General features: G+C 68.5%; 18 protein-coding genes. 14 read left to right on the top strand and 4 right to left on the bottom strand.

Translation table 11 applies throughout. The annotated features are described in order from the left end of the window. Nucleotides 1–8: 8 nt before the first annotated feature. From OG435_RS17490 to OG435_RS17480, 3 genes are read right to left on the bottom strand one after another with little or no spacing between them, the layout of a single operon-like run. Nucleotides 9–941, bottom strand: coding sequence for a hydroxymethylglutaryl-CoA lyase (locus tag OG435_RS17490; protein ID WP_266877777.1), 933 nt, complete (start codon nt 939–941; stop codon nt 9–11). Then, nucleotides 938–3,013, bottom strand: coding sequence for a biotin carboxylase N-terminal domain-containing protein (locus OG435_RS17485; RefSeq protein ID WP_266877776.1), 2,076 nt, complete (start codon nt 3,011–3,013; stop codon nt 938–940). The genes OG435_RS17490 and OG435_RS17485 overlap by 4 nt, the downstream gene beginning before the upstream one ends. Nucleotides 3,014–3,029: 16 nt before the next feature. Further along, complete coding sequence (locus tag OG435_RS17480; protein WP_266877775.1) at nt 3,030–4,646, bottom strand: carboxyl transferase domain-containing protein; 1,617 nt, start codon at nt 4,644–4,646, stop codon at nt 3,030–3,032. Between the two features lie 100 nt (nt 4,647–4,746). On the opposite strand from OG435_RS17480, the gene OG435_RS17475 reads away from it, so the two are divergent. From OG435_RS17475 to OG435_RS17465, 3 genes are all read left to right on the top strand, one after another. Beyond that, nucleotides 4,747–5,325: an SACE_7040 family transcriptional regulator gene (locus tag OG435_RS17475; RefSeq protein ID WP_243337072.1), complete on the top strand. Its 579-nt coding sequence runs from the start codon at nt 4,747–4,749 to the stop codon at nt 5,323–5,325. 77 nt (nt 5,326–5,402) lie between these two features. Beyond that, nucleotides 5,403–6,182 (top strand): phosphatase, encoded by a 780-nt coding sequence (locus tag OG435_RS17470; protein ID WP_266881818.1) that lies wholly within the window; start codon nt 5,403–5,405, stop codon nt 6,180–6,182. Between the two features lie 258 nt (nt 6,183–6,440). Further along, nucleotides 6,441–6,593, top strand: coding sequence for a hypothetical protein (locus OG435_RS17465; protein WP_266877774.1), 153 nt, complete (start codon nt 6,441–6,443; stop codon nt 6,591–6,593). Between the two features lie 17 nt (nt 6,594–6,610). Here the strand turns inward: OG435_RS17465 and OG435_RS17460 are convergent, their stop codons facing one another. Beyond that, entirely contained in the window at nt 6,611–9,673 is a 3,063-nt protein-coding gene (locus OG435_RS17460) for an AfsR/SARP family transcriptional regulator (RefSeq protein WP_266881816.1), read from the bottom strand. A 483-nt stretch (nt 9,674–10,156) separates the two neighbouring features. On the opposite strand from OG435_RS17460, the gene OG435_RS17455 reads away from it, so the two are divergent. The 11 genes from OG435_RS17455 to OG435_RS17405 all read left to right on the top strand — a co-directional run bounded on the left by OG435_RS17455 (nt 10,157) and on the right by OG435_RS17405 (nt 22,539). Next, nucleotides 10,157–11,443, top strand: a complete 1,287-nt coding sequence (locus OG435_RS17455; RefSeq protein WP_266877773.1) for an ATP-grasp domain-containing protein — start codon at nt 10,157–10,159, stop codon at nt 11,441–11,443. A 130-nt stretch (nt 11,444–11,573) separates the two neighbouring features. Next, on the top strand, nt 11,574–12,977 hold the full coding sequence (locus tag OG435_RS17450) for a diaminobutyrate--2-oxoglutarate transaminase family protein (RefSeq protein WP_266877772.1): 1,404 nt from the start codon (nt 11,574–11,576) through the stop codon (nt 12,975–12,977). Further along, nucleotides 12,974–14,194, top strand: coding sequence for a hypothetical protein (locus OG435_RS17445; RefSeq protein ID WP_266877771.1), 1,221 nt, complete (start codon nt 12,974–12,976; stop codon nt 14,192–14,194). The genes OG435_RS17450 and OG435_RS17445 overlap by 4 nt, the downstream gene beginning before the upstream one ends. Further along, nucleotides 14,184–15,344, top strand: coding sequence for a hypothetical protein (locus OG435_RS17440; protein ID WP_266877770.1), 1,161 nt, complete (start codon nt 14,184–14,186; stop codon nt 15,342–15,344). The genes OG435_RS17445 and OG435_RS17440 overlap by 11 nt, the downstream gene beginning before the upstream one ends. Nucleotides 15,345–15,354: 10 nt before the next feature. Further along, nucleotides 15,355–16,440, top strand: a complete 1,086-nt coding sequence (locus OG435_RS17435; RefSeq protein WP_266877769.1) for an LLM class flavin-dependent oxidoreductase — start codon at nt 15,355–15,357, stop codon at nt 16,438–16,440. A gap of 48 nt (nt 16,441–16,488) precedes the next feature. After that, a complete protein-coding gene (locus OG435_RS17430) occupies nt 16,489–17,730 on the top strand; it encodes an ATP-grasp domain-containing protein (RefSeq protein WP_266877768.1) in 1,242 nt (413 codons plus the stop codon). Between the two features lie 11 nt (nt 17,731–17,741). After that, nucleotides 17,742–18,992 (top strand): MFS transporter, encoded by a 1,251-nt coding sequence (locus OG435_RS17425; protein ID WP_266877767.1) that lies wholly within the window; start codon nt 17,742–17,744, stop codon nt 18,990–18,992. Between the two features lie 90 nt (nt 18,993–19,082). After that, complete coding sequence (locus OG435_RS17420; protein WP_266877766.1) at nt 19,083–19,583, top strand: cobalamin-dependent protein; 501 nt, start codon at nt 19,083–19,085, stop codon at nt 19,581–19,583. A gap of 1 nt (nt 19,584) precedes the next feature. After that, the gene (locus OG435_RS17415; protein ID WP_266877765.1) at nt 19,585–20,859 is read left to right on the top strand and encodes a methylaspartate mutase; all 1,275 of its coding nucleotides are present in this window, start codon (nt 19,585–19,587) and stop codon (nt 20,857–20,859) included. Further along, a complete protein-coding gene (locus OG435_RS17410; protein ID WP_266877764.1) occupies nt 20,795–21,367 on the top strand; it encodes a flavin reductase family protein in 573 nt (190 codons plus the stop codon). Before OG435_RS17415 ends, OG435_RS17410 begins: the two co-directional genes overlap by 65 nt. Beyond that, a complete protein-coding gene (locus tag OG435_RS17405; RefSeq protein ID WP_266877763.1) occupies nt 21,364–22,539 on the top strand; it encodes an ATP-grasp domain-containing protein in 1,176 nt (391 codons plus the stop codon). Before OG435_RS17410 ends, OG435_RS17405 begins: the two co-directional genes overlap by 4 nt. The last annotated feature ends 142 nt before the right edge of the window (nt 22,540–22,681 follow it).

Raw genomic sequence — 22,681 nt, 5'->3', positions numbered from 1 at the left:
GGTCTTCGTTACTCCTTGTGGGAGAGGGCGCGGACGGTACGGGAGGGGCTGGGACGCCCCAACTGCTCGGCCATCCACACGCTCGTGGCGGTGAGGGCGGCCAGATCGACCCCGGTCTCGATGCCGAGGCCGTCGAGCATCCAGACGAGGTCCTCGGTCGCGAGATTGCCCGTGGCGCTCTTGGCGTACGGGCATCCGCCGAGGCCGCCCGCGGACGCGTCGACGGTGGTCACGCCGTGCTGGAGCGCGGCGAGGGTGTTGGACAGGGCCTGGCCGTAAGTGTCGTGGAAGTGCACGCCGATCCGGTCGGTGCCCACGCCCTCCTCGTTGAGCTCGGAGAGGAGGGTCTGCACGTGCCCCGGGGTGGCGACGCCGATGGTGTCGCCGAGGCTCAGCTCGTCACAGCCGAGGTCCAGGAGGGCCTTGGCGACGCCGACCACCTGGTGGACCGGGACCGGGCCCTCCCAGGGGTCGCCGAAACACATGGAGAGGTAGCCGCGCACGTGTGCCTTGTGGTCCTTGGCGCGGGCCACGACGGGCTCGAACATCGCGAGGGACTCGGCGACGGTGCGGTTGAGGTTGCGGGAGGCGAAGGTCTCGGTGGCGGAGCCGAAGACGGCGATCCGGGTGGCACCGAGCGCGAGCGCGCGGTCGAGCCCGCGCTCGTTGGGGACGAGGACCGGCAGCGCGGCCTGTACGTCCGCGAGGAGGGGGAACAGCTCGTCGGCGTCGGCCAGCTGGGGGACCCACCCGGGGTGCACGAAGCTGGTGGCCTCGATGGTGGTGAGCCCCGCGGCAGCCAGCCGGTGCACGAACTCGGCCTTCACATGGGTCGGGACGGACGTCTTCTCGTTCTGCAGCCCGTCGCGCGCGCCGACCTCGTGGATCCGGATCCGGGCCGGGAGGCCCTCGTCCGCGAAGCTCATCGGAAGCCCGTTCATTCGGCCTTCTCCTCCTCGTCCGGGGTGACCACGGCCAGGACCTGGTCCATGGCGACCGTGGTGCCGGGGGTGACGTCGAGTTCGGTGACGGTTCCGGCGTGCGGGGCGGAGATGACGTGCTCCATCTTCATGGCCTCGACGACGAGCAGGCTCTGGCCGGCGGTCACCTTCTCCCCGACGGCCACCTTGACGACGGTGACGGTGCCGGGCATGGGGGCGGCGAGGGTGTCCGCCCCGCCGCGGCCGGCTCCGCGGAGGTTCGCCTCGACCGGGTCGTGGGCCTGCACGTGCCAGGAGTCGCCGTCGCGGCCGAGCCAGGTCCCCTCCGGGGAGGTGGCGTGGCTGAACCGGTGGGTGACCCCGTCGAGTTCCACGGTGAGGTGCTCGGGGGTGAGCTCGACGATCCGGCCCCGGGCCGGGGTGCCCTCCGCGTCGCCGAGGAGGAGTTCCGTGTGCGGGCCGGTGGTGCTGGGGCTCTGCCCCAGACCCCGCGCCTCAAACGCCGGCGAGGCTGAGCTCGGCCGGGTGCGGACCGTTTCCGGGTCCTGGCCCGGGAGGCGGAAGTGGTGGACCGTCCAGGCGGGGGTGCCGCCGAGGCGCCAGCCGTTGGCGGAGTCGAACGGGTCAGTCCAGCCCCCCGCAGGGTTTCGGGAAGGGGCGGGGTGGGGGACAGAGAGCATGGCCGCAGCCGCGTACACCTCCGCAGGCACCCCCTCGGGGAGGAGGTCGGCCAGGTCCCGCTCGACCAGACCGGTGTCCAGGTCGCCGGAGACGACGTCCGGGTGCGCGAGCAGCCTCCGCAGGAAGCCCGTATTGGTCTGCACGCCCAGGATCACGGTGTCCGCCAGGGCGCCCCGCAGCACCCGCAGGGCCGCCGCCCGGTCGGGCCCGTAGGCGATGACCTTCGACAGCATCGGGTCGTAGGTGGACCCGGTGTCGACCCCCGCCGCGAGGCCGGAGTCCGTACGGACCGAGCCGCCGGAGGGCTCCGACAGCGCCAGGACCGTACCGCCGGACGGCAGGAAGCCCCGCGCCGGATCCTCGGCGCAGACGCGGGCCTCGATGGCGTGGCCGGTGAGGGTGACGTCCGACTGGCCGAAGCCCAGCTCCGCGCCCGCCGCGACCCGGAGCTGCTGCTCCACGAGGTCGAGTCCGGTGACGAGCTCGGTGACCGGGTGTTCCACCTGGAGCCGGGTGTTCATCTCCATGAAGAAGTACGAGGAGGGGTCCCCGCCCGGGACGATGAACTCCACCGTGCCCGCGCCGACGTACCCGCAGGACCGCGCCGCCTCCACCGCCGCCGCGCCCATCGAGGCCCGCAGCTCCGGCGTCAGCAGGACCGACGGGGCCTCCTCGATCACCTTCTGGTGGCGCCGCTGGAGCGAGCACTCGCGCTCCCCGAGGTGGACCACGTTCCCGTGCGCGTCCGCCAGTACCTGGATCTCGATGTGCCGGGGCCGGTCCACCCAGCGCTCCACGAGCAGGGTGTCGTCGCCGAAGGAGGACTTCGCCTCGCGCCGGGCCGCCGCGATCTCCTCGCCGAGCAGCGCGGAGTCCCGTACCAGCCGCATGCCCTTGCCGCCGCCGCCCGCCGAGGGCTTCAGCAGGACCGGCATGCCGATCTCCTCGGCGGCGGCGACCAGGTCGGCGTCGGACAGCCCGCTGCCCGAGGAGCCGGGGACCACGGGCACGCCCGCGGCCTTGACGGTCTCCTTGGCGCGGATCTTGTCGCCCATCAGGGAGATCGCCGAGGCCGGCGGCCCGATGAAGGCCAGGCCCGCGTCCGCGCAGGCGGCCGCGAAGGCGGCGTTCTCCGCGAGGAAGCCGTAGCCGGGGTGGACGGCCTCGGCGCCCGTGCGGCGCGCCGCGTCGAGCAGCCGCTCCACCGACAGGTAGCTCTCTGCGGCCGCCGCCGGGCCGATGCGGACGGCCGTGTCGGCCTCCCGTACGTGCCGGGCGTCCGCGTCGGCGTCGCTGAAGACGGCCACGGACCGGATGCCGAGCTCCCGCAGCGTGCGGATGACGCGGACCGCGATCTCGCCCCGGTTGGCGACCAGAACAGTGCTGAACATCAGTGAGGTCCTCACGTCACATACGGAAGATGCCGAAGCCGCGGTCGCCCAGCGGGGCGTTCGCGCACGCGGTCAGGGCCAGTCCCAGCACCTGCCGGGTCTCCATCGGGTCGATGACCCCGTCGTCCCACAGGCGCGCCGTGGCGTAGTAGGCGTTGCCCTGTTCCTCGTACTGCGCCCGGACCGGGGCCTTGAAGGCCTCCTCGTCCTCGGCCGGCCACTCCTGGCCCGCGCCCTCGATCTGGTCGCGTTTGACCGTCGCCAGGACCGAGGCCGCCTGCTCGCCGCCCATCACGGAGATCTTGGCGTTGGGCCACATCCACAGGAAGCGGGGGCTGTAGGCCCGACCGCACATCGAGTAGTTGCCCGCGCCGTACGAGCCGCCGACCACCACGGTGAACTTGGGGACCCGGGTGCAGGCCACGGCCGTGACCATCTTGGCGCCGTGTTTGGCGATGCCGCCCGCCTCGTAGTCCCGGCCGACCATGAAGCCGGAGATGTTCTGGAGGAAGAGCAGCGGGATGCCGCGCTGGTCGCACAGCTCGATGAAGTGCGCGCCCTTCTGGGCGGATTCGGAGAACAGGATGCCGTTGTTGGCGACGATCCCGACCGGATGGCCGTGGATCCGGGCGAAGCCGGCGACCAGGGTCTGCCCGAACTCGGCCTTGAACTCCTGGAAGCGGGAGCCGTCCACGATCCGGGCGATGATCTCGCGGGCGTCGTAGGGGGTGCGGGAGTCGACCGGCACCGCGCCGTACAGCCCGTACGGGTCCACCTTGGGCTCCTCGGGAGCCTCGACCGACCAGGGCAGGGCCCCGCGCTCGGGCAGGGTCGCCACGATGTTCCGTACGATCCGCAGCGCGTGGGCGTCGTCCTCCGCGAGGTGGTCGGTGACCCCGGAGATCCGGGAGTGGACCTCGCCGCCGCCCAGCTCCTCGGCCGTGACCACCTCGCCGGTGGCGGCCTTCACCAGCGGCGGGCCGCCGAGGAAGATCGTGCCCTGGCCGCGGACGATGACGGCCTCGTCGCTCATCGCCGGGACGTACGCGCCGCCCGCCGTGCAGGAGCCGAGGACGGCGGCGATCTGCGGGATGCCGGCCCCCGACATGCGGGCCTGGTTGTAGAAGATGCGGCCGAAGTGGTCCCGGTCGGGGAAGACCTCGTCCTGCATGGGGAGGAAGGCGCCGCCCGAGTCGACCAGGTAGAGGCAGGGGAGACGATTCTCCAGAGCCACCTCCTGGGCGCGCAGGTGCTTCTTCACGGTCATCGGGTAGTACGTGCCGCCCTTGACGGTGGCGTCGTTCGCGACGATGACGCACTCGCGGCCGCTGACCCGGCCGATGCCGGCGATCACCCCGGCGGCCGGGGCCGCGCCCCCGTACATTCCCTCGGCGGCCAGCGGGGCCAGCTCCAGGAAGGGGGATCCGGGGTCGAGGAGGGCGTCCACGCGGTCGCGCGGCAGCAGCTTCCCGCGGGCGGTGTGGCGGGCGCGGGCCTTCTCTCCGCCGCCGAGCCGGGCCGCCTCCAGCCGGGCCCGCAGGCCCTCGGAGAGCTCGCGGTGGGCGGCCTCGTTGGCCCGCCAGGCGTCGGACGCCGGATCGGCGGCGCTCGTCAGCACTGGTGCCTGCTGCATCGGTCGAGCTCCCTTGCTCGGTGCGCTCTTGTTAGTGAGCGTTAACGCATGTGGGACTTAGGTTAACGACCGCTAACGGCCCTGTCTAGAATGGATTCCCATGAGCACCAGAGCAGCCGCCCCGACCCGGCGCGAGCAGATCCTCGGCGAGGCTGCGCGCCTCTTCGCCGAGCGCGGTTTCCACGGCGTGGGCGTGGACGAGATAGGGGCCGCGGTGGGCATCAGCGGCCCCGGCCTGTACCGGCATTTCGCGGGCAAGGACGCGATGCTCGCCGAGCTGCTCGTCGGCATCAGCGAGCGGCTGCTCACGGGCGGCCGCCGCCGGGTGGAGGAGGCCGCCGGTGACCCGTCCGGCGTACTGGCCTCCCTCATCGACGGCCACATCGACTTCGCGCTCGACGACCGGGCGCTGATCACCCTCCACGACCGGGAGCTGGACCGGCTGCGCGAGGCCGACCGCAAGCTCGTACGGCAGCTGCAGCGCAAGTACGTCGAGCTGTGGGTCGACGTCGTACGGGAGCTGCACCCCGAGGTGGGCGAGGCGGAGGTACGCGTCTCCGTGCACGCGGTCTTCGGCCTGCTCAACTCCACCCCGCACCTCGCGGCGCTCGGCCGGGACGCCACGGAGTCGCTGCTGAGGCGGCTCGCGAACGGGGCCTTCGGGGCGCTGTCGGGATGACCGGCCGCGTCCGCAGGTCGGGATGGACGGGACGGCTCCGGGGGCTCGGCGGCAGAATGGGCCGCATGCCGAAGCCGATAGCTGTTCCCAGTCGAGCCGAACTCATCGACCACCTGGTCCGCACGCGGATCGCGGGGGACGTCGCCACTCCGCGCGACAACAACCTCTCCCACTACCGCAAGCTCGCCAACGGTGACCGGCACTACTGGCTGGGCCTGGAGCTGGGCGACCGCTGGACGGACGAGCAGGACGTCCTCGCGGTGATGGCGGAACGCTGCGGTGTCGTGGACGACCCCGCGCACCGCGTCGGCCAGGACACCATCGACCCGGAGCTCACCGTGTCCGCCCTGGACCGGATGGCCGCGCGGCTGCGCAAGGCCGCGCTGGACCGGCAGAGCGTGCTGCTGGCCACCGGGCACCCGGGCGGGCTGCTGGACGTGCACCGGGCGACGGCTGACGCGTTGCGCTCCGCGGGCTGCGAGATCGTGGTGATCCCGCCGGGGCTGGTCGCCGACGAGGGCTCGGTGTGGCAGTTCGCGGACGTCGCGGTGCTGGAGCGGGGCGCGACGCTGTGGCACACCCACTCGCCGGAGCCGATGGCGGCGATCCTGGACGCGCTGGCGGCTCATGGCCGCCCCCAGCCCGACCTGGTCGTCGCCGACCACGGCTGGGCGGGGTGCGCGGCGCAGCGCGGGCTGGACGCGGTGGGGTACGCCGACTGCAACGACCCGGCGCTGTTCCTGGCGGAGGCGGAGGGGACGCTCCAGGTGGCGGTGCCGCTGGACGACCACGTGCGGGATCCGCGGTTCTACGACCCGATGGTCGCGTACCTGCTGGGGGCGGCGGGCCTGCTGTAGCCGGCCGGAGCCGGAGCCGTCCGGCACGAGGGCCTTAGCATGTCCTCACCGAATCCGGGGCGGTTCACCGTGACCGGCCGGAACCAGACCACCATCAGGTTCTTTGAGCATCCCGGGGAACCCTCAAGCAGGTGCTTCCCTCCAAGGTATGCAGGCGGGAACGTTCCGGTATCGGCCTGTGACATCTTCATGGATGTCGAACACGGATGCGCGCCACACGGCGCCTTGTCCGCTCGAATCACCACAGGGGGACGAACCATGAACACCAAGCTGATCAGACTGACCGGAATCATCGCGGCTGCCGTCCTGGCGCTCGGGATCGGTGCGACCGTGCAGGCCGCCGCAACCGGCCAGTCGGCCCAGCAGCAGATCCTCGCGGAAGACAAGGGGCCGGCGAGCCCCAAGCCGTAAGGTCCGCGCCGCCGTCCTCAATGACTGCGGCCGGCCTCCGGAATCTCCATGAGGTCGAACAACTCGGCTGCTGCCAGATGGCTCTTTCCAGCCGTCGCGCCGTCGCCGAGTCCCTCGGCCGCTCGGGCCAGACCCAGGTACGCGGACGCCTGCTCGGAGCGGAATTGGATGGCCGAGGCGACCTCGAGCGCGTGGGCGTGCAACGCCGTCGCCGATGCGTACTGCCCTTGTGCGGTATGCAGCCGACCGAGGACGTTCTCGGCCTTCGCCTGGCGGACCGGCGTACCACCGGACCGTGCGAGGATCTGCGCACGGTCCGCGAGCTCGGACGCCGCGTGACTGTAGCCCAGACGGTGCGCCACCTCGGCGGACAGAGCCAGCACCAGGGCGACATCGCCCTGCGGCGCGCTCTCGTCACACAACTCGCGGGCCCGCCTCAGAGTCGCCTCGGCATCGACGTACTGACCCATGCCCAGCTGGGCGAAGGCCAGATCGGCCAGAGCCATGGTCTCGTTGACCGAGTTCGCGGTGTCCCGCTCCAGCTCAAGGGCCTGGAGGGCGGACGCCGCAGCCTCGGGATAGCGGCCCCATCGTGCGTACAGCGAGCTGAGAATCGTCTGGGTCTCCGCTTCGACGCGGGCAGTGCCGAGTTCCCTGGCGAGTTCGACCGCGTGCTCCAAGAGGGGAAGGGCCTTGTTGTACCGCCCCAGCATCGACTGGAGCAGCCCGAGAGTGGACTCACTGTTCGCCTCGGCGTCACGGTCGCCGAGGCGTACCGCGATCTCGCGTCCCTCCCGGGCGACGTTGATGCCCTCCTCGAAGTAGCCGAGCTTCCAGCAAGCGGCGCCAAGACTGGCCAGGCTGATGCTCAACAGGACCGGATCGTCGAGCCGGCGCGCGGCTTGGACCGCGAGGCGGCCGAGTGCCCGGAACTCTTCGAAGTACCCACCCGCGTTCAGATGGAAGACCAGGTCGCGGACCAACCAGCCAGTATGCCGGTCGTAGCCGAGCCGGTCGGACAGGTCCACGACCGCCAGCAGTCGCTGGTGTTCGCGACGGAACCAGAGGCTGACGGTCTTCTCGTCCGCCAGTTTCGGGAGCTCTCCCTGATACCGGGGGATCCCGGTCGAGCGGGCGGCACGGCCTGGGAACAGCACGTCGCAGGCGACGTTGGTGGCGGTCAGGTAGTAGTTGAGCAGCCGCTCGACGGCGTCCGCGTCGGTCTGCTCCGTCATCGGTCCGTGCTGGCTCTGGGCGAAGCTGCGTACGAGGTCGTGGAAGGTGTACTCGCCCAATCCGGGCTGTTGGAGCAGATGTACGTCGAGCAGAAGCTCCAGAATGTCCTCGGCATCCCGGACACCGGTGTCGAGCAGCGCGGCCGCCGAGTGTGCGTCGACGCCATCACCGGGGTGCAACCCGAGGGCGCGGAACGCGGCACGGTGCCTGTTGTCCATGGCCAGATATGACAACTGAAGTGTCGCTGCGACGCTGCGTTCGCCTGAGCTCAGCTCGTCCATCCGGCGGCTCTCGTCCTGCAGGCGCTCGACGAGATGCCGCACGGTCCACCGGGGCCGGTTGCGCAGCCGTGCGGTGGCGATGCGCAGCGCCAGGGGGAGATGGCCGCACAGCTCGGCGAGCTCGGTGGCCGCCTCCGGTTCGGCTTCCACACGGGCCGGGCCCAGCGTCCGCGCCACCAGCGTGGCACTGTCCTCGGGTGGCATCAGTCCCAGGGAGATCCACTCGATGCCGTCGAGGTCGAGCAACCGCACCCGGCTGGTGATGAGCACGAGGCAGCCGGGGGGAGCCGCCAGCAGCGGCTGGATCTGAGCGGCGTCGGAGGCGTTGTCGAGGAGGAGCAGCATCCGGCGCCCCGCCAGTGCAGACCCCCAGGTGACGGTGCGGCCGGGCAGGTCCTCGGGGATGTGCTCGCTCGGCGTACCGATCGCGCGCAGCAGGATGTCCAGTGCTGTCGATGCCGGTACGGGGAGCTGCTCACCGGGGGTGAACCCGCGCAGGTCCACATAGAGTTGCCCGTCGGGGAACTCCTCGGTCAGCATGTGAGCGGCGCGTACGGCCAAGGAGGTCTTGCCCGCGCCGCCCATCCCGTCGATGGCTGCGACCCGGGCGCCGTGCTCGCCCGGCAGTCTCTCGGCCCGGACCCGGCTGAGCAGGATCGCCAGCTCCTTGTCCCGGCCGGTGAAATCCGGCAGCGCATACGGCAGTGTGGAAACCGGACCGCGTTGCTCAGCCGGCATCGCGGAGGCAGCGGCGGGCGGCTCGCCCTGCGGGGCTGTCAGCTCCGGACTCTCGCGCAGGATCCCCTCGTACAGCTTGACCAGTCGGGATCCCGGATCGATGCCGAGCTCGTCGGCGAGCAGCTCGCGTACCTTCCCGTACTCCGCCAGGGCGTCCGCCTGTCGTCCCGAGCGGTACAGGGCGAGCATGAGCTGGCCGCGCAGCGTCTCACGCAAGGGGTGTGCATCGACGAGTGCCCGCAGACTCGCGACGAGCTCGCTGCTTGCGCCGAGCTCGAGGCGCAGTTCGTGGAGTTGTTCGGCCGCGGCGAGACGGCGCTCCTCCAGCGCGGTTGCCGTGCGGCCGATCACCGGGCCGCCCTCACCCGCGAGGACGGGTCCCCGCCACAGATCGAGAGCGCCCTGCAGCTCCGCGCAGGCGTCGTTGAGCCTCCCGACGCCCACGGCTTGTGCCGCTGTCTGGATCCGTGCGTTGAAATCGAGAAGATCAAGTTGGCTGACGCACGTGATCACCCGGTAGCCCGGGCCGTCCGTGCTGATCATCTTTCCACCGGACGGCAGGCGTCGGCGGAGATCGGCGACAGCCTTGCGCACCTGGTGCGACGCAGTCGCGGGAGGGTCCTCCTCCCAGGCGGCCTCAACCAGTCTGGCAATCGGTACTACCCGCCCGGGTTCGAGGAGCAGGGTGGCCAGCACTCGCTCCTGGATGGTTCCGCCGAGACGCACTCGTACGCCGCTGGCCCATACCTCGAGCGAGCCGAGTACAAGGAACCGGGGTTCCTGTGCGGACGGAAACCCATCCTTTCCCGAGCCTGTGCCTGTCATCGTTCCTCTTTCGCCCACCCATGCAGAATAACCCAAGGTCAAAGGCATGGTTTGGGATCAAAAGCCACTTGCCGCGCCGTTCATTGAGCGTTTACACGTGGACGCGGCGAAGCCCTTGGCGGACCCGGGCTAGGCGGAGCCGGGTGCGGGCCCGGGGATGAGGCGGTCCAGCCGAGGATGCCTTCGAGTAGCCCATATGTGTGTTGCAGGTCGAATCGGCGCAGAAAGGTCCGCCAGATCCGGTCCGGGTCGCCGGGGCGCCACCCGCTCGCGGGGCGATCAGGCGGTCGACGACCTCCCGCACCTGGGCCGCGGTGACCGTGGCGTACAAGGCCGTGCCGCCTGTCCCGGGAAGAACCGTAAACCAGCAGGTCAGGTGACCTGCGAGGGTGAATTTCAAAGCTCAGTACCGGAGGGGGAACGGTTCGGGAACCACCACTGCGAACCTCAGCACATCAAGGTGACGACGTGCTAAGGAAGTCCATGTTCAGTTTGCAGCGTGCCCACGCTAACGGGGACCGGTACCTCCTGCTGCTCGGTGCCGATCTGATGTTGCGTGAGCGAGCCATCGTTTCCGCCCTGCGTGCCTATCCCGGCCCGGTGATCGGTATGACGGAGGATCCCGTTTCCGGTGCGATCCGGTATTTCGACCACATCCTCCCGGCCAGTAGCTACAAGGCCAAGGACGCGCTGAAGGCAGTGGAGGAATTCGAGCGGGAGACCGGCCTGAAGCCGGACGCGGTGGTCCCCATTTACGAGATGAACCTGCACGCCTCCGTGGCGATTGCCCACCACTACGGGCTGCCTGCGCTCTCCGACGAAGCGCTCCGGCTCTCGCGGGACAAGCACACGATGAAGGTGGCATTCGAAGAAGCCGGTGTTTCCTGTGCTCGGCACCGGCTGTTCTCCACCGCCGAGGAGCTGCGAGCAATAGCCGCGGAGCTGGAGTTCCCCCTGGTCCTGAAGCCGAGGGACTTCGCCGGGAGCGTCGGGATCATCAGGGTCAACTCGGCTGACGAACTCGACGACGCCTACGAGCACTGCCGTTCCTCGCTCATGGAGGTCGCCGGGACCTTCGATCTCAGTGACGGACGCTTCCAGGTGGAGGAGTTCTTCGTCTCGACGCACGAGGTCTCCGTCGAGGTCATCAACTACGAGGGCAGCCGCGCGGTCCTGGCCGTCACCGACAAGAACAAGAGCGCACCCCCGTACTTCGCCGAGACCGGCCAGCTGGTGCCGAGCCGGGAGACCGGCAACGCCGCACTGCGCGAGCTCGCGCTCAAGGCATGCGAGGCGCTCCACATCGACCGCGGCATCGCGCACGTCGAAATCCTGGTCAACGGGGACGAGTTGAGCGTGGTCGAGGTCGGGGCCCGTCCTGGCGGCGACGGCATCATGGACCTGATCGACCGGGTCTACGGCTTCAGCCCGTACGACCTGCACATCGCGACGTACCGCCGGACGATCGAAGAGCTGCCGCAGATCCCCGACACGCCCCGAGGGATCGCGGCGACCGGCTTCCTGAAGGCCGCCGGCGGCACGATCACCGGCGTACACAAGCCGCAGGGGTTCGATCCGGTCGAGCGCGCGCTCTATGTGACGGCGAAGCCCGGCGACCACTCCCGCCCGCCGGTCTCCTACCTGGGGCGCGAGGGCGTCATCGAGTGCTTCGAGCACGGGCGCGGTCCTGGTGACTCCCAGGAATTCCAGGCGCGGGTGGCGGAGCTGGCGGCGGCACACGGCCAGAACCTCTTCAGCGTCGAACCGTGATGGCGGAAAGCAGAGCGGAACGGCTCGTCGGGATGGCCCGCGACCCGCTCCACCTCGTATGCGTCGCCCCTCTCGGCCAGGGCATCAAGCAGTCAAAGCAGGCTCCTGAGTGGGGCGAAAGGAATTCTTCGTGAGTGCGTCCGTTGTCACCAGTCTCCCGGGGCCCATTTCGCGGCGGTTGCTGGAGCAGCAGGAGCGGGAAGAGTCCTCGGCCCGTACCTATCCGCGGCACACGCCGATCGCGGTCGCCGGCGGACAGGGTTCCTATCTGCACGACGTCGACGGAAACCAGTTTCTCGACTTTCTGTCCGGGGCCGGCGTGCTTGCTCTCGGCCACAGCAATCCCGAACTGATCGCCGCCGCACAGGCTCAGCTGAATGTCGCTTCCCACATGCTCGACTTCCCCACCGAAGCGAAGTCGGAGTTCTCCACCCGGCTCCTCGGCATGCTGCCCGAGGCAATCCGGGACCGAATGAAGATTCACTTCTGCGGGCCGACCGGTGCGGACGGAATCGATGCTGCGCTGAAGCTCTGCAAGACCGCGACCGGGCGGGCCGATGTGATCTCGTTCCACGGGGGCTTTCACGGCAGCACGCAGAGCACGCTTGCGATCACCGGGCTGCGTGGCTCGAAGGAACACCTGCACAATCTGATGCCCGGTACGACGTTCTTCCCGTACTCGTACTGCTTCAAGTGCCCGCTGGCTCTGAACCCGGAGAGCTGCCAGGTCAACTGCATGCGCTACCTGGAGAACATGCTGGCCGATCCGAATGGCGGTGTGCGCCTTCCGGCCGCTGTGGTGCTCGAGATGGTTCAGGGCGAAGGCGGGGTGGTCCCGGCCCGGCTCGAGTTCGTCACTGAGCTTCGCCGGATCACGCGCGAGCTGAACATCCCGCTGGTGGTCGACGAAGTGCAGACCGGCTGCGGGCGGACCGGTACGTGGTACGCCTTCGAGCAGTACGGGATCGAGCCCGACGTCATCGTCTCGTCCAAGGCCCTCGGCGGCGGCCACCCGGCTTCGGTCATCATCTACGACGAGCGGCTGGACGGCTGGGCGCCCGGCGCGCACACCGGGACCTTCCGCGGCAACCAGCTCGCCTTCGCCGCGGGTGCCGCCCTCATGCGGATCGTCGAGCGCGATGACGTGCTGGCGCATGTGCTCGAGACCGGGGAGTTCCTCCGTTCGGGCCTGAACGCGCTGCAGCTGGACCACGCCATCGGCCCCATGATCGGCGAGGTCCGGGGGCGCGGGCTGATGCTCGGTGTCGAGCTGAACCCGGTCGGCAGCTGGACCGCGAGCGAAGTCGCCGGCCGGGTCCGGCTGGCAGCGCTCCACCGGGGGCTGCTCTTCGAGCTCGCAGGACGGGACGACTGTGTCGCCCGGTTCCTGCCGCCCCTGAACCTCAGCCGCGGGGAGGCCCAGGAGGCCCTGAACATCCTGGGCGCGGCATTCGCCGAAGTGAGCGCCGAAGCGCTCGGTGTCCACGTCGGCCGCCAAGACGGTAGTCAAGAGAAGGAAGCGATCCACGCATGACGGCAACATCCTCAATACGTTCGGAAGAGATCAGAGCGTCCTATCAGCGCTTCCCACGGTGGACGCAGCACGGCTGGACATGGATCACCGGTAAGGCGCTCCCCGGCCAGCAGCCACTGGTTCGCCTGAACCCTGTCACCTACCTGCTCTGCGACCTCGTCGCACTCGCCGCCGGTATCGGCAGTGCCTGGTGGATCGTCGCAGGGGGTCCGCTCTGGACGCTCGTACTGCTGCCCTTGTCCTGGGCCATCACCGTGTCCGCGTCGCGCGTGTGCTCGACGGTGATCGCGCACCACGCCATCCACACCCGTTTCACCGGTCGGATACGGCAGGACCGACTGATCCACCAGGTGCTGTCCACGCTCGTATGCACCGACGACGCGGATCAGTACTACGAGGACCACGTCAATCTCCACCATCGCAAGGAAACCTTCGCGACCCTCGCCGATCCCACCATCCAGCACCTGCTCGTGCTCGGATTCCGGCCCGGGATGTCCACCCGGACGCTGTGGCGCCGGCTGGCCCTGATGATCGTGTCCCCGCGGTTCCATGCCGAGTTCCTGTACACCCGGCTGGCCCAGAACCTCGTCCGCTGTGCGCCGTACCGACGGGTCATGGGGTTCGTCTACCTGGCGAGCGTTCTCGGCGTGGTGACCTGGCAAGGGGTGTGGTGGGAGTTCACCGTCGCCGTGCTCGTCCCGATGATCCCGCTGTACCAGGTCGTCGCGCTGCTGGAGTTCCTCAGCGAGCACGCCTGGTTCAAGGCCAAGGACGGCAGCCTGAGCGGCCGGGCCTTCCACGTGTCGCATTCCTGGGGACGGTTCTGCGGTGATCCGCTGCCGCCGACGGGCCTTGGCCTGTCCGCCGCGTTCGGTGCCTGGTTCCGATGGGGTGCCCGCCTCGCCTTCTACCACATCCCGGCTCGGGCCCTCGTCGTACCCGGCGATCTCGCTGTGCACGACTTCCACCACCGGCGGCCCTCGACCAAGGAGTGGGTCCGCGCGGCGTACGCCCGTCAGCACGACATCGACGCCGGCCACCCCAAGTGGCCCGCGTACACCGACGTCTGGGGCATGAACGATGCCATCGGCCGGGTGTTCACGATTCTGAGCCAGGAGAAGCCCACCGAATGGGGGCTCGGCGGCGAGAAGAGGCGCACGTCCGAGGGCGCGCAGGCAGCGAACTCGCCGTCGGGGATGGTGCAGGATGCCGCGTGACTCCGCGAACCTGCGTGTCGTCAAGTTCGGTGGATCGTCCTTCCTGGAGCTGGCGGACTACGCCCGGGTCGCTGCTCATCTGATCGAGATGACCAACGACGGCGACACCGGGGTGATCGCCGTAGTGAGCGGGATGTCCGGCTCCACCGGACGTCTGCTCGAGGCGGCGTTGGCCGTTGATCCGGACCTGAAGCCGGAGGTGCAGGACCAGGCGCTGGCCACCGCCGAAATGCTGAGCGCCACTCTGCTCCGGGCCGCCCTGCACGCGCAGGGGAGCACGGCGATCGATCTCTGGGCGCACCAGCTGGGCATCGTCGGTGACGACACCGCCACCCGATCGAAGATCGTCACGATCGACCCCGCGCCCGTGCTGAAGGCGCTGACCGAGCATCAGGTCGTCGTGCTGGCCGGCGGCCAGGCGGTACGGCCCGATGGCCGCATCACCATGCTCGGCCGCAACAGCTCGGACCTCACCGCGGTCGCCATCGCCGGGGCGCTCGGCGTCACCGAGTGTGAGATCTACTCCGATGTCCCCGGTGTGTACACCACCGACCCCTACACCGAACCCGCGGCCCGGCTGATGCCGGAGCTGTCCTACGCGCAGTGCGAAGCGATGTCGGACAGCGGGGCCAAGGTCCTGTTCGGCGGGTCGGTGGCGGCGGCCAGGCGGTACGGCGTCGCCATCGCGTGCCGGTCCCTGGGCAACGACCAGGGAACCGTCGTGGGTCCGGGGGCGGGCACGACCACGGTGGTCGGTGACCGCAAGGCCCAGGTCTTCCGGCTCGCGACCGGTGTCGACCCCGACCAGGTCGCCGCGCTGATGCGGGAGACGGCACTCGTCTCCGTGACAGTGCCGTCCGCCGAGCCCGTCCTGGCGTTCACAGGTGACCAGCGTGGTGTGGCCGAAGCCCTGGCCGGCGCCGGGGTGACGGCCGAGGCCGTGCACGGCACCGGGCTGATGTCGGTCGTCGAACCGGACGGCACCGCCCGGCGGTGGCTGGTCCCACTGGACGAGGTGGACGCCCACGTCCGGCGCGAACACGGCCGGCTGTATCAGCAGCCCGGTTCCACGGATCCGGCGCGCCTCGCACCGAAGACCCGCTCGGCCAACAGCGGACTGCTCGTCGGTTCCGCCGGCACCAACCCGTAAATCTTTCTGAATGAGGAGAACGACAGTGGAACCGCTGCGCATCCATTGGGACGTACCGACGGACGGGGGCGGTCAGGCCAAGCCCACGGAAAAGTACAAGCTGGGCGCCCTGGACATGGGCGAAATCACCGACTTCGTCAAGGAGGCCGAGGAACTCGGCGTCGACAGCCTCCTGTTCGGGATCGGGCACTACCTGCCGGATCCCGTACCGATCATCGCGGCCCTGACCCAACAGACGGAGCGGGTCAAGTTCATGCTCGCGTACCGCCCGGGGCTCCTTTCGCCGACGCTCTTCACGCAGATCGTCAATACCCTTTCCTGGATGTCCGACGACCGCCTCTCCCTCAATGTGGTCGCCGGGATCTCGGTGGCCGAGCAGGCCGGCTACGGAGATTTCCTGGACCACGACCAGCGGTACGCCAGGTCGGGTGAGTTCCTCCACATCCTCCGGGAATTCTGGGAGGGCGAGGTCCCGCAGACCTTTGACGGGCAGCACTACACGATCAAGGACGCGGAACTGCATCTCGGCTACAAGGGCGGCAAGCGTCCCGAGATCTACATCAGCGGTGCCTCGGAGGTGGCGCAGCAGACCGCCCTCACCTACGGCGATTGCTGGATGCGTTACGGCGACACCCCGGAAGGGATGCGTCAGGCAAGCCTGCCGCTGATCGAGGGGGGCTGCCGGGTCGGCACCCGGATGCACGTCCTCGCCCGGGAGACCCGCGAGGAGGCGCTGGCCGAACTCGCCGAGCTGATGGGCGATCCCGACGTCGAACACGAGGCGTGGATCCGCGAGTTCGTCAAGAACGTCGACTCCGAAGCGGTGAAGTCCTCCTTCCGGCTCGCCGATCAGGCTTCCGAGAAGTGGCTCTCGCCCTACATCTACACCGGCGCCGTCCCCTATCGCGGAGGCCCGGCGCTGTGCCTGGTCGGTAGCTACCAGGAGGTGGCCGACTACCTCTTCGAGTACAAGCAGGCCGGCATCAGCGAGTTCATCTTCTCCGGGTGGCCGACCCGGCCGGAAATGAGGACCTTCTTCACCCACGTGGTGCCCCTCATCCGTGAGCTGGAGCGTGACGCGCAGTCGCAGTCGTGACTGCTCGCTCAAGCCCGCTGAACTCAACTCACTGAAAGATGGATCCCCATGCACATCGTGGTGCTCAACCGCTGGCCCAGGTTCTCCGACGAACGGCGCTGGGACAACGAACTTGAGCGATTCGAGGATCTCGACCATGACCGGCACCGGATCAGCTATGTGGTCGACGCGGAAGGGGCTACCGGAGTCCTTGCCGACCGTTCGCACATCGCGGATTTCGTCGTTCTGGAAGATCTGACAGATCTCGCCGCGGTGTGTGCGGCCGTACGGGGGATAGCCGACCGCGTCGGACCCGTCGATCAGCTGGTGGCGCTGTCGGAGTATCTGCTGGAAGTGGCTGCCCAGGTCCGAGAGGAACTGGAGATCCCCGGGCCGCGCCCGGCGGAGGTCAGTACCTATCGGAACAAGCTGACCATGAAGCAGATCCTCGCCGACTCCGGTGTACGGGTGCCTCGGTTCGCCCCTTGCGCGGATGTGGAGACGACCACACGGACCGCCCGGGACATCGGCTATCCCCTGATCCTCAAGCCGGTCGCCGGGGCGGCCAGCAAGGGCGTCCACCGCGTGGCGGACGAAGCGTCGCTCCGGTCCTGGCTGGCGGGCGTCGACAGCGCCGACTACCAGATCGAAGAACTGATCGACGGGACCGTCTACCACATCGACGGATTCGCCGACCACGAGGCGCGGGTGCCCTTCCAGGTGGTGTCCCGCTACATCAACGACTGCCTTGCGTTCGAGACGTCGGGAGAACCGCTCGGTTCGGTGGTCGTGCAGGAATCCGCGCTGAGGGAAAGGGTCGAAGAGTTCGCCCGGGTCTGTGTCGCCGCGCTCGACATGAGGTCGATGGCGATCCACCTGGAACTCTTCGTGACCAAGGACGAAGAGATCGTCTTCCTGGAGATCGCCGGGCGTGTCGGCGGCGCCGAGGTGCCGCATCTCATCAACCGGCTCTTCGGCGTCAACTTGAGCTGGGTGTGGCTGCAGGCGATCTGCGGAGAGCCCGTTTCCCTCCCGGCCAAGACGTCGGACCCGTCCGGTGGCTGGCTGATCATTCCCAAGCGTGACCGGCTTCCCGCCAAGGTGCTCCACCGGACCTCGATGCGGTCCTCGGTCCCGACGGTCTGGCGCGAACTCGTGCCCAGCCCGGGGGAGGTGCTGGACCCGGACGGCAGTTACGACTCGATCCACAGCGGGCGGTACATCCTCGTCGGGGACGAAGCGCAAGTCGAAGCGGACATTCAGCACATCATTGAAAACTTCCGTATTGAGACCAGTCTGCTTCCGGTGTGAAGGGGAAAGAGATGTCGTCCCCGGTAAAGACCGTCACGCCGATTCCGCCGGTGGCGGAGCGCACCAGCCGTCAACGCCCCCTGTTCCTGACCGGGGTCCTGCTGGGCGCTGTGGCAGAACAGGTCGTGCTCTTCGCCCTTCCCCTGCTCATCTTCCAGAAGACGAACGATGTCGCCCTCCTGGGCCTCGCCTATGCCATCGAATGGCTTCCGGCGTTGCTGGCATATCCCTTCGCGGGGTTGATAGCCGACCGGGACGGGGGTCCCCGGCTGTTCTCCGTCGTCACCGCCGGCCGGTCGGTCGTTCTCGTCCTCGCCCTGGCAGGCTGCCTGCTGCTGTCGGACTGGCAGACTCCGATCCTGATGACCTGCGGAGCGCTCCTCGCCCTGCTCCTGGCGCCGGTTCACATGGCGATCGAGAAGGTCGTGCCACAAGTGGCCTCGGACAAGGACCTGCCGAAGACGCAGGGGCTGGTCCAGAGCATGGAGGTCTCGGCGATGGCCGTCGGCCCCGCGCTCGCGCTGCTGGGCGTGATGTTCTTCGACAAGACCATGCTCCTCGGCGTCGCCGCGGCGGTGTTCCTGGCCGCTGCCTGCTGCTGGCTGCCGATACCCCGCGGTCCGAGGGCCGCGAAGCCCGGCACCGCGAGGGAAACCATGGCCGAGCTGGGCCTGGGCTGGAAGCTTCTGGCCAGGAGCAGGCCGTTGGTCCTGCTGGCCGGCCTGAACTTCTCGATCAACCTGGTCTTCGGTACGGCGCTCAGCGCCAATGCGGCCTTGGTGACCGACGTCTTCGACGGCCCGGAATCGGCATTCGCCCTCCTGAACGTCTGTATCGGCGTCGTCGGGTTGGCCAACCTGCTGGCCATCCCGTTCCTGCTGCGCTTCTTCGACGTCAGGGTGATCGGGGTGGTCGGACTCGCCATCCTGTGCGCCTGTCTGGTGGTGCTCGGATTCGCGCCGTCGCTGCTGATCTACGGACCGGCCTTCGTCGTGGCGATGGTCGGGGTGACCTACTTCAACGTCTACAACCGCACCCAGCGGATCAGGGTGATCGCGCCGGAGCATCTGGGCAAGGTCATGGGGCCGTTCTACATGATCAATCTCCTGGCGGCGCCGCTCGGTGGACTGCTGCTGGCCGGCCTCGGCACCAGTCTCGGGCCGCAAGCGCTCATCGCGGTTTCCGCGATCGCGCTGAGTGCGGTGGCCGCCGTCCTGCTCCCGCTGACGATGCGTTCCTTCCACCGCGCATTGAACGGTTAGGCCACGTCCAGCCGCCGGCTGCAGCCATCAATTCGTTTGACGATACGTTCGCTCAGTTTCGCACTTTCCACATAAGAGGAATCCCGTACAATGAGCATTGGGGAAGGCCGAGCCTTTCGCTGCCTGCTGACCACTGTCGAATCCGACTCCCATTTCTGGAACCTCATCTATCTGGAGAAGTTCATTGCCGAGAACGGCGGAGAGGTTCGCAATCTAGGCGGCTGCACGCCCGCGGACCTGGTCGTCAAGGAGGTCAACGAATTTCAGCCGGATCTGCTGGTGGTCTCCAGCGTCAACGGTCATGGCTACTACGGCACCAGCGTCGTGCTGACGGAGCTCAAGCGAGCCGGCATCAGCGTTCCTTGTGTCGCGGGCGGCAAGCTCACCACGGCACCGTCGGACAATGACCGGGTACGCCGGGAACTGCTCTCCCAGGGCTGCACCGACGTCTTCCTGGGTGAGGATGCCATCGACCGCTTCCGCGAGTTCATGGCTTTCGGTATCCGTTACGGGTTCGCTGCCTGGCAGCCCAGCATGCCGGTGGTCGCGCCGTGGGACGGACGCGTCGCCAGCCTGTCCGTGGCCCAATAGCATGGCCGGCTACATGGATCGGTTCATTGCCGACGCCCGCCGACGCGAAACCCTGGTGGTGCAGCCCCGGATGGGGTTCGGCAACATCGCTGCGATGCGCGCGGGCCTGCGCGAGGTACACGATCTCGATATCCCCGTCGTCGGAACCATCACCGTCGACAGTTACACCCGTGTCGGCGACCATGTGAGCTCGATCGAGCGGCTGAGGGCGGGGGAGGAACTCAACGGGTACCCCATCGTCTCCCACCCGATGGAAAAGACCCGGGAAATGCTCGACGGACTGTACGGGCCCGGGTTTCCCATTCAGGTCCGGCACGGCACCGCCCTGCCGCTGCGGGTGATCCAGAGCTTGGTGGCCGCCGGCCTGGACACGACGGAAGGCGGGCCGGTCTCCTACTGCTTGCCGTACAGCCGTCTCCCGCTCGAGCAGGCGGTATCGGCGTGGGCCGAGAGTTGCCGCTACCTCGTCGGCGAGGTGGAGCACGGGCACATCGAGAGCTTCGGAGGGTGCCTGCTGGGGCAGTTGTGCCCGCCGTCGCTGCTGATCGCCATGACGGTGCTCGAAGGAGTGTTCTTCGCACAGCACGGCGTGCGGTCCATGTCGCTGAGCTACGCCCAGGGGACGCACGACGATCAGGACAGAGCGGCTGTGCGCGTGCTGCGGACATTGGCGCAGGAATATCTTCCTTCGGCCACGTGGCATGTCGTCCTCTACACCTACATGGGGCTGTTTCCAGGCACTCCTGACGGTGCCACGGAGCTGATTCGCAGCAGCGCACGGCTGGCCCGCGATACGCACTGTGAACGCCTCATCGTGAAAACGGTGTCCGAGGCGTGGCAGATACCCAGCGTGGCGGAAAACCTGGACGCACTGCGGGTGGCATCCGCTGCCGCCGGTGGGCCGCGGGCAGCTGCCGGCCCGCAGGAAAAGGAATACTTCGATGAAATAATGGAAGAAGCCCGATGCTTGATTGAGGGAGTCCTCAATCTGGACGCCGATGTCGGCACGGCGCTGACCCGTGCCTTCGCGTTGGGATTGCTCGACATTCCCTTTTGCCTGCACGCCGATAACAAGAACAGAACGACGTGTGTGCTGGACGATCAAGGTGCGCTCAAATGGGGCGAAATCGGGAATCTGCCATTCCGGGGATCGGTGCGTCAGAATGCGGTGGGGCAGCTCCATTCGAGCGATCTCTACCGTATGTTGAATCATGTCGCCCATCGCTATGACCACGGTCAGCCAAACAGAGAGAAGGGCGATGATGGAAAGTCCTGACCGCTTCAGGGAACTCTTCGGTTCCTTTCCCACCCCGGTCGCAATCGTGACTGCGATGGGTGCGGACAGCACCCCGTTCGGTTTCACCAGCAATGCGGTGTGCGCGGTGTCGGCAGCGACGCCCTCGCTACTGATATCGGTGGGTGCGGGCTCGCGGACGCTGCCGGCGATCGTCGCCTCCCAGGCGTTCGCGGTGAACTTCCTTTCGGTGGAAGGCCAGGCCGCATCGGAGCTGTTCGCGAGCAAGGCAGCCGACAAGTTCGCGCACGTGGACTGGGAGCCCTCCGCCCTCGCGGCCGGGGCACCGCTCTTGACGGATATCGCCCTGAGCTACGCCGAGTGCCGGATCGTCAGCACCACCCGTGTCGACGACCATTGGCTCTTCACCGCCCGGGTGGAAGGCACCGCTGTCTTTCCCCGCGTCCCGCTGCTGTACCGCCGCGGCGAATACAGCGCCTGGTCGTCCCACCATGACGCGTCGCTGCCCGTATTGGAGGGAGCCCTGTGAAGAAGCTCATGCTGATCGGGGTCGGCCAGATGGGCCGGCCGTACGTCGCCGCCGCGGGTCGACTCGGGGTGAGCGTCCATGCTGTCGAGGCGGCCTCCCGTGCCGATCAGGTGACGGGTACGGCGAGTGTGGCGCAGGCCCGGGGCGAGCTCGACGAGCACTGGATGGAGGGCGCTTGCCTCGCCCTCGAAAACGGCCCGTTCGACGGCGTCATCGCCTTCAACGAGCCCCAGGTCATCGTCGCGGCCATGATCCAGGATCGGTTCGGTCTCCCCGGGCCGTCCCTGCACGCCGCGACGGCTTCTCGGAACAAGGCCCTGCAAAGGGCGCTGTTCACCGCGGCCGGGGTCACTCAGCCGGCGTACACCGTGACCGACTCCCTCGCCGAGGAGATGGCCTGGGCCGCCGAGCGCTGGCCGGTGATCGTCAAGCCGCTGTCCTCCGCCGGCAGCGACGGTGTGGAACTGGTGACCGATGCCGAGAGCTTCCGTGCCGCGGCGCAGGCCCGCGCCGGTGAGCGGGTCATCGTGGAGGAGGCGATCGTCGGCCCGGAGTACAGCTGGGAGGCACTGGTCCTCGACGGCGAGGTGTGGTTTGCCAACATCACCGCCAAGGAAACCACCGGACCGCCCCAGTTCGTCGAGGTGGGTCATCGCACTGGCGTAGAACTGCCGGAACCGAGTGCCCAGCAGGTTGCCGATACCGGTGCCCGGGTGCTGCGCGCGTTGGGGATGCGGACCGGCTTGGTCCACATGGAGTTCCGCCTCTCCGCCGCTGGGCCCGTTCCCATCGAGGTCGCGGTCCGCACTCCGGGCGACTATCTGATGGATCTCCTCGGTGCCACGTACGGCATCGACTGGTACGAGATGGTGGTCCGGATGGCGGTGGGGATGCCGCTGCCCCAACCGCCGGTCGGCCCGTTCCGGCACGCCGCCAGCATCTTCACCATCTCGGAACCGGGTGTGGTGAAGGACATCTCCGGTCTGGACGAGGTGCGAAGTCACCCGTCGGTGCTCCATGCGGGCGTGGAGGTCGAGCTCGGGGACACGGTCCTGGCGGTGCGGAGTTCGGGTCATCGGACGGGCGCGATCGTGCTGGCCGCTCCGTCTTCCCCCGAGCTCGAGAGTGCCATCACGTTCGTCCAGCAGACACTGGTCGTCACCACCGTTTAGCCGCATTCCACGCAGACACGGCCGGAGCCCCGCGGAGCCGGAGCCAGGCCGGTGATGTAGACCATCGGCTGGTCGTGGCTGAGCAGCAGCCACGACCAGCAGGGCGGATCCGCCGCGATGGAGGTCGCCCCCCACAGCCCGG

The sequence above is a fragment of the Streptomyces sp. NBC_01264 genome (genome assembly GCF_026340675.1).
In the GTDB taxonomy this organism is placed as follows: Bacteria; Actinomycetota; Actinomycetes; order Streptomycetales; family Streptomycetaceae; genus Streptomyces.
The sequence above is the reverse complement of the archived record's forward strand: the minus strand, read 5'-3'. Positions and strand labels throughout refer to the sequence as shown.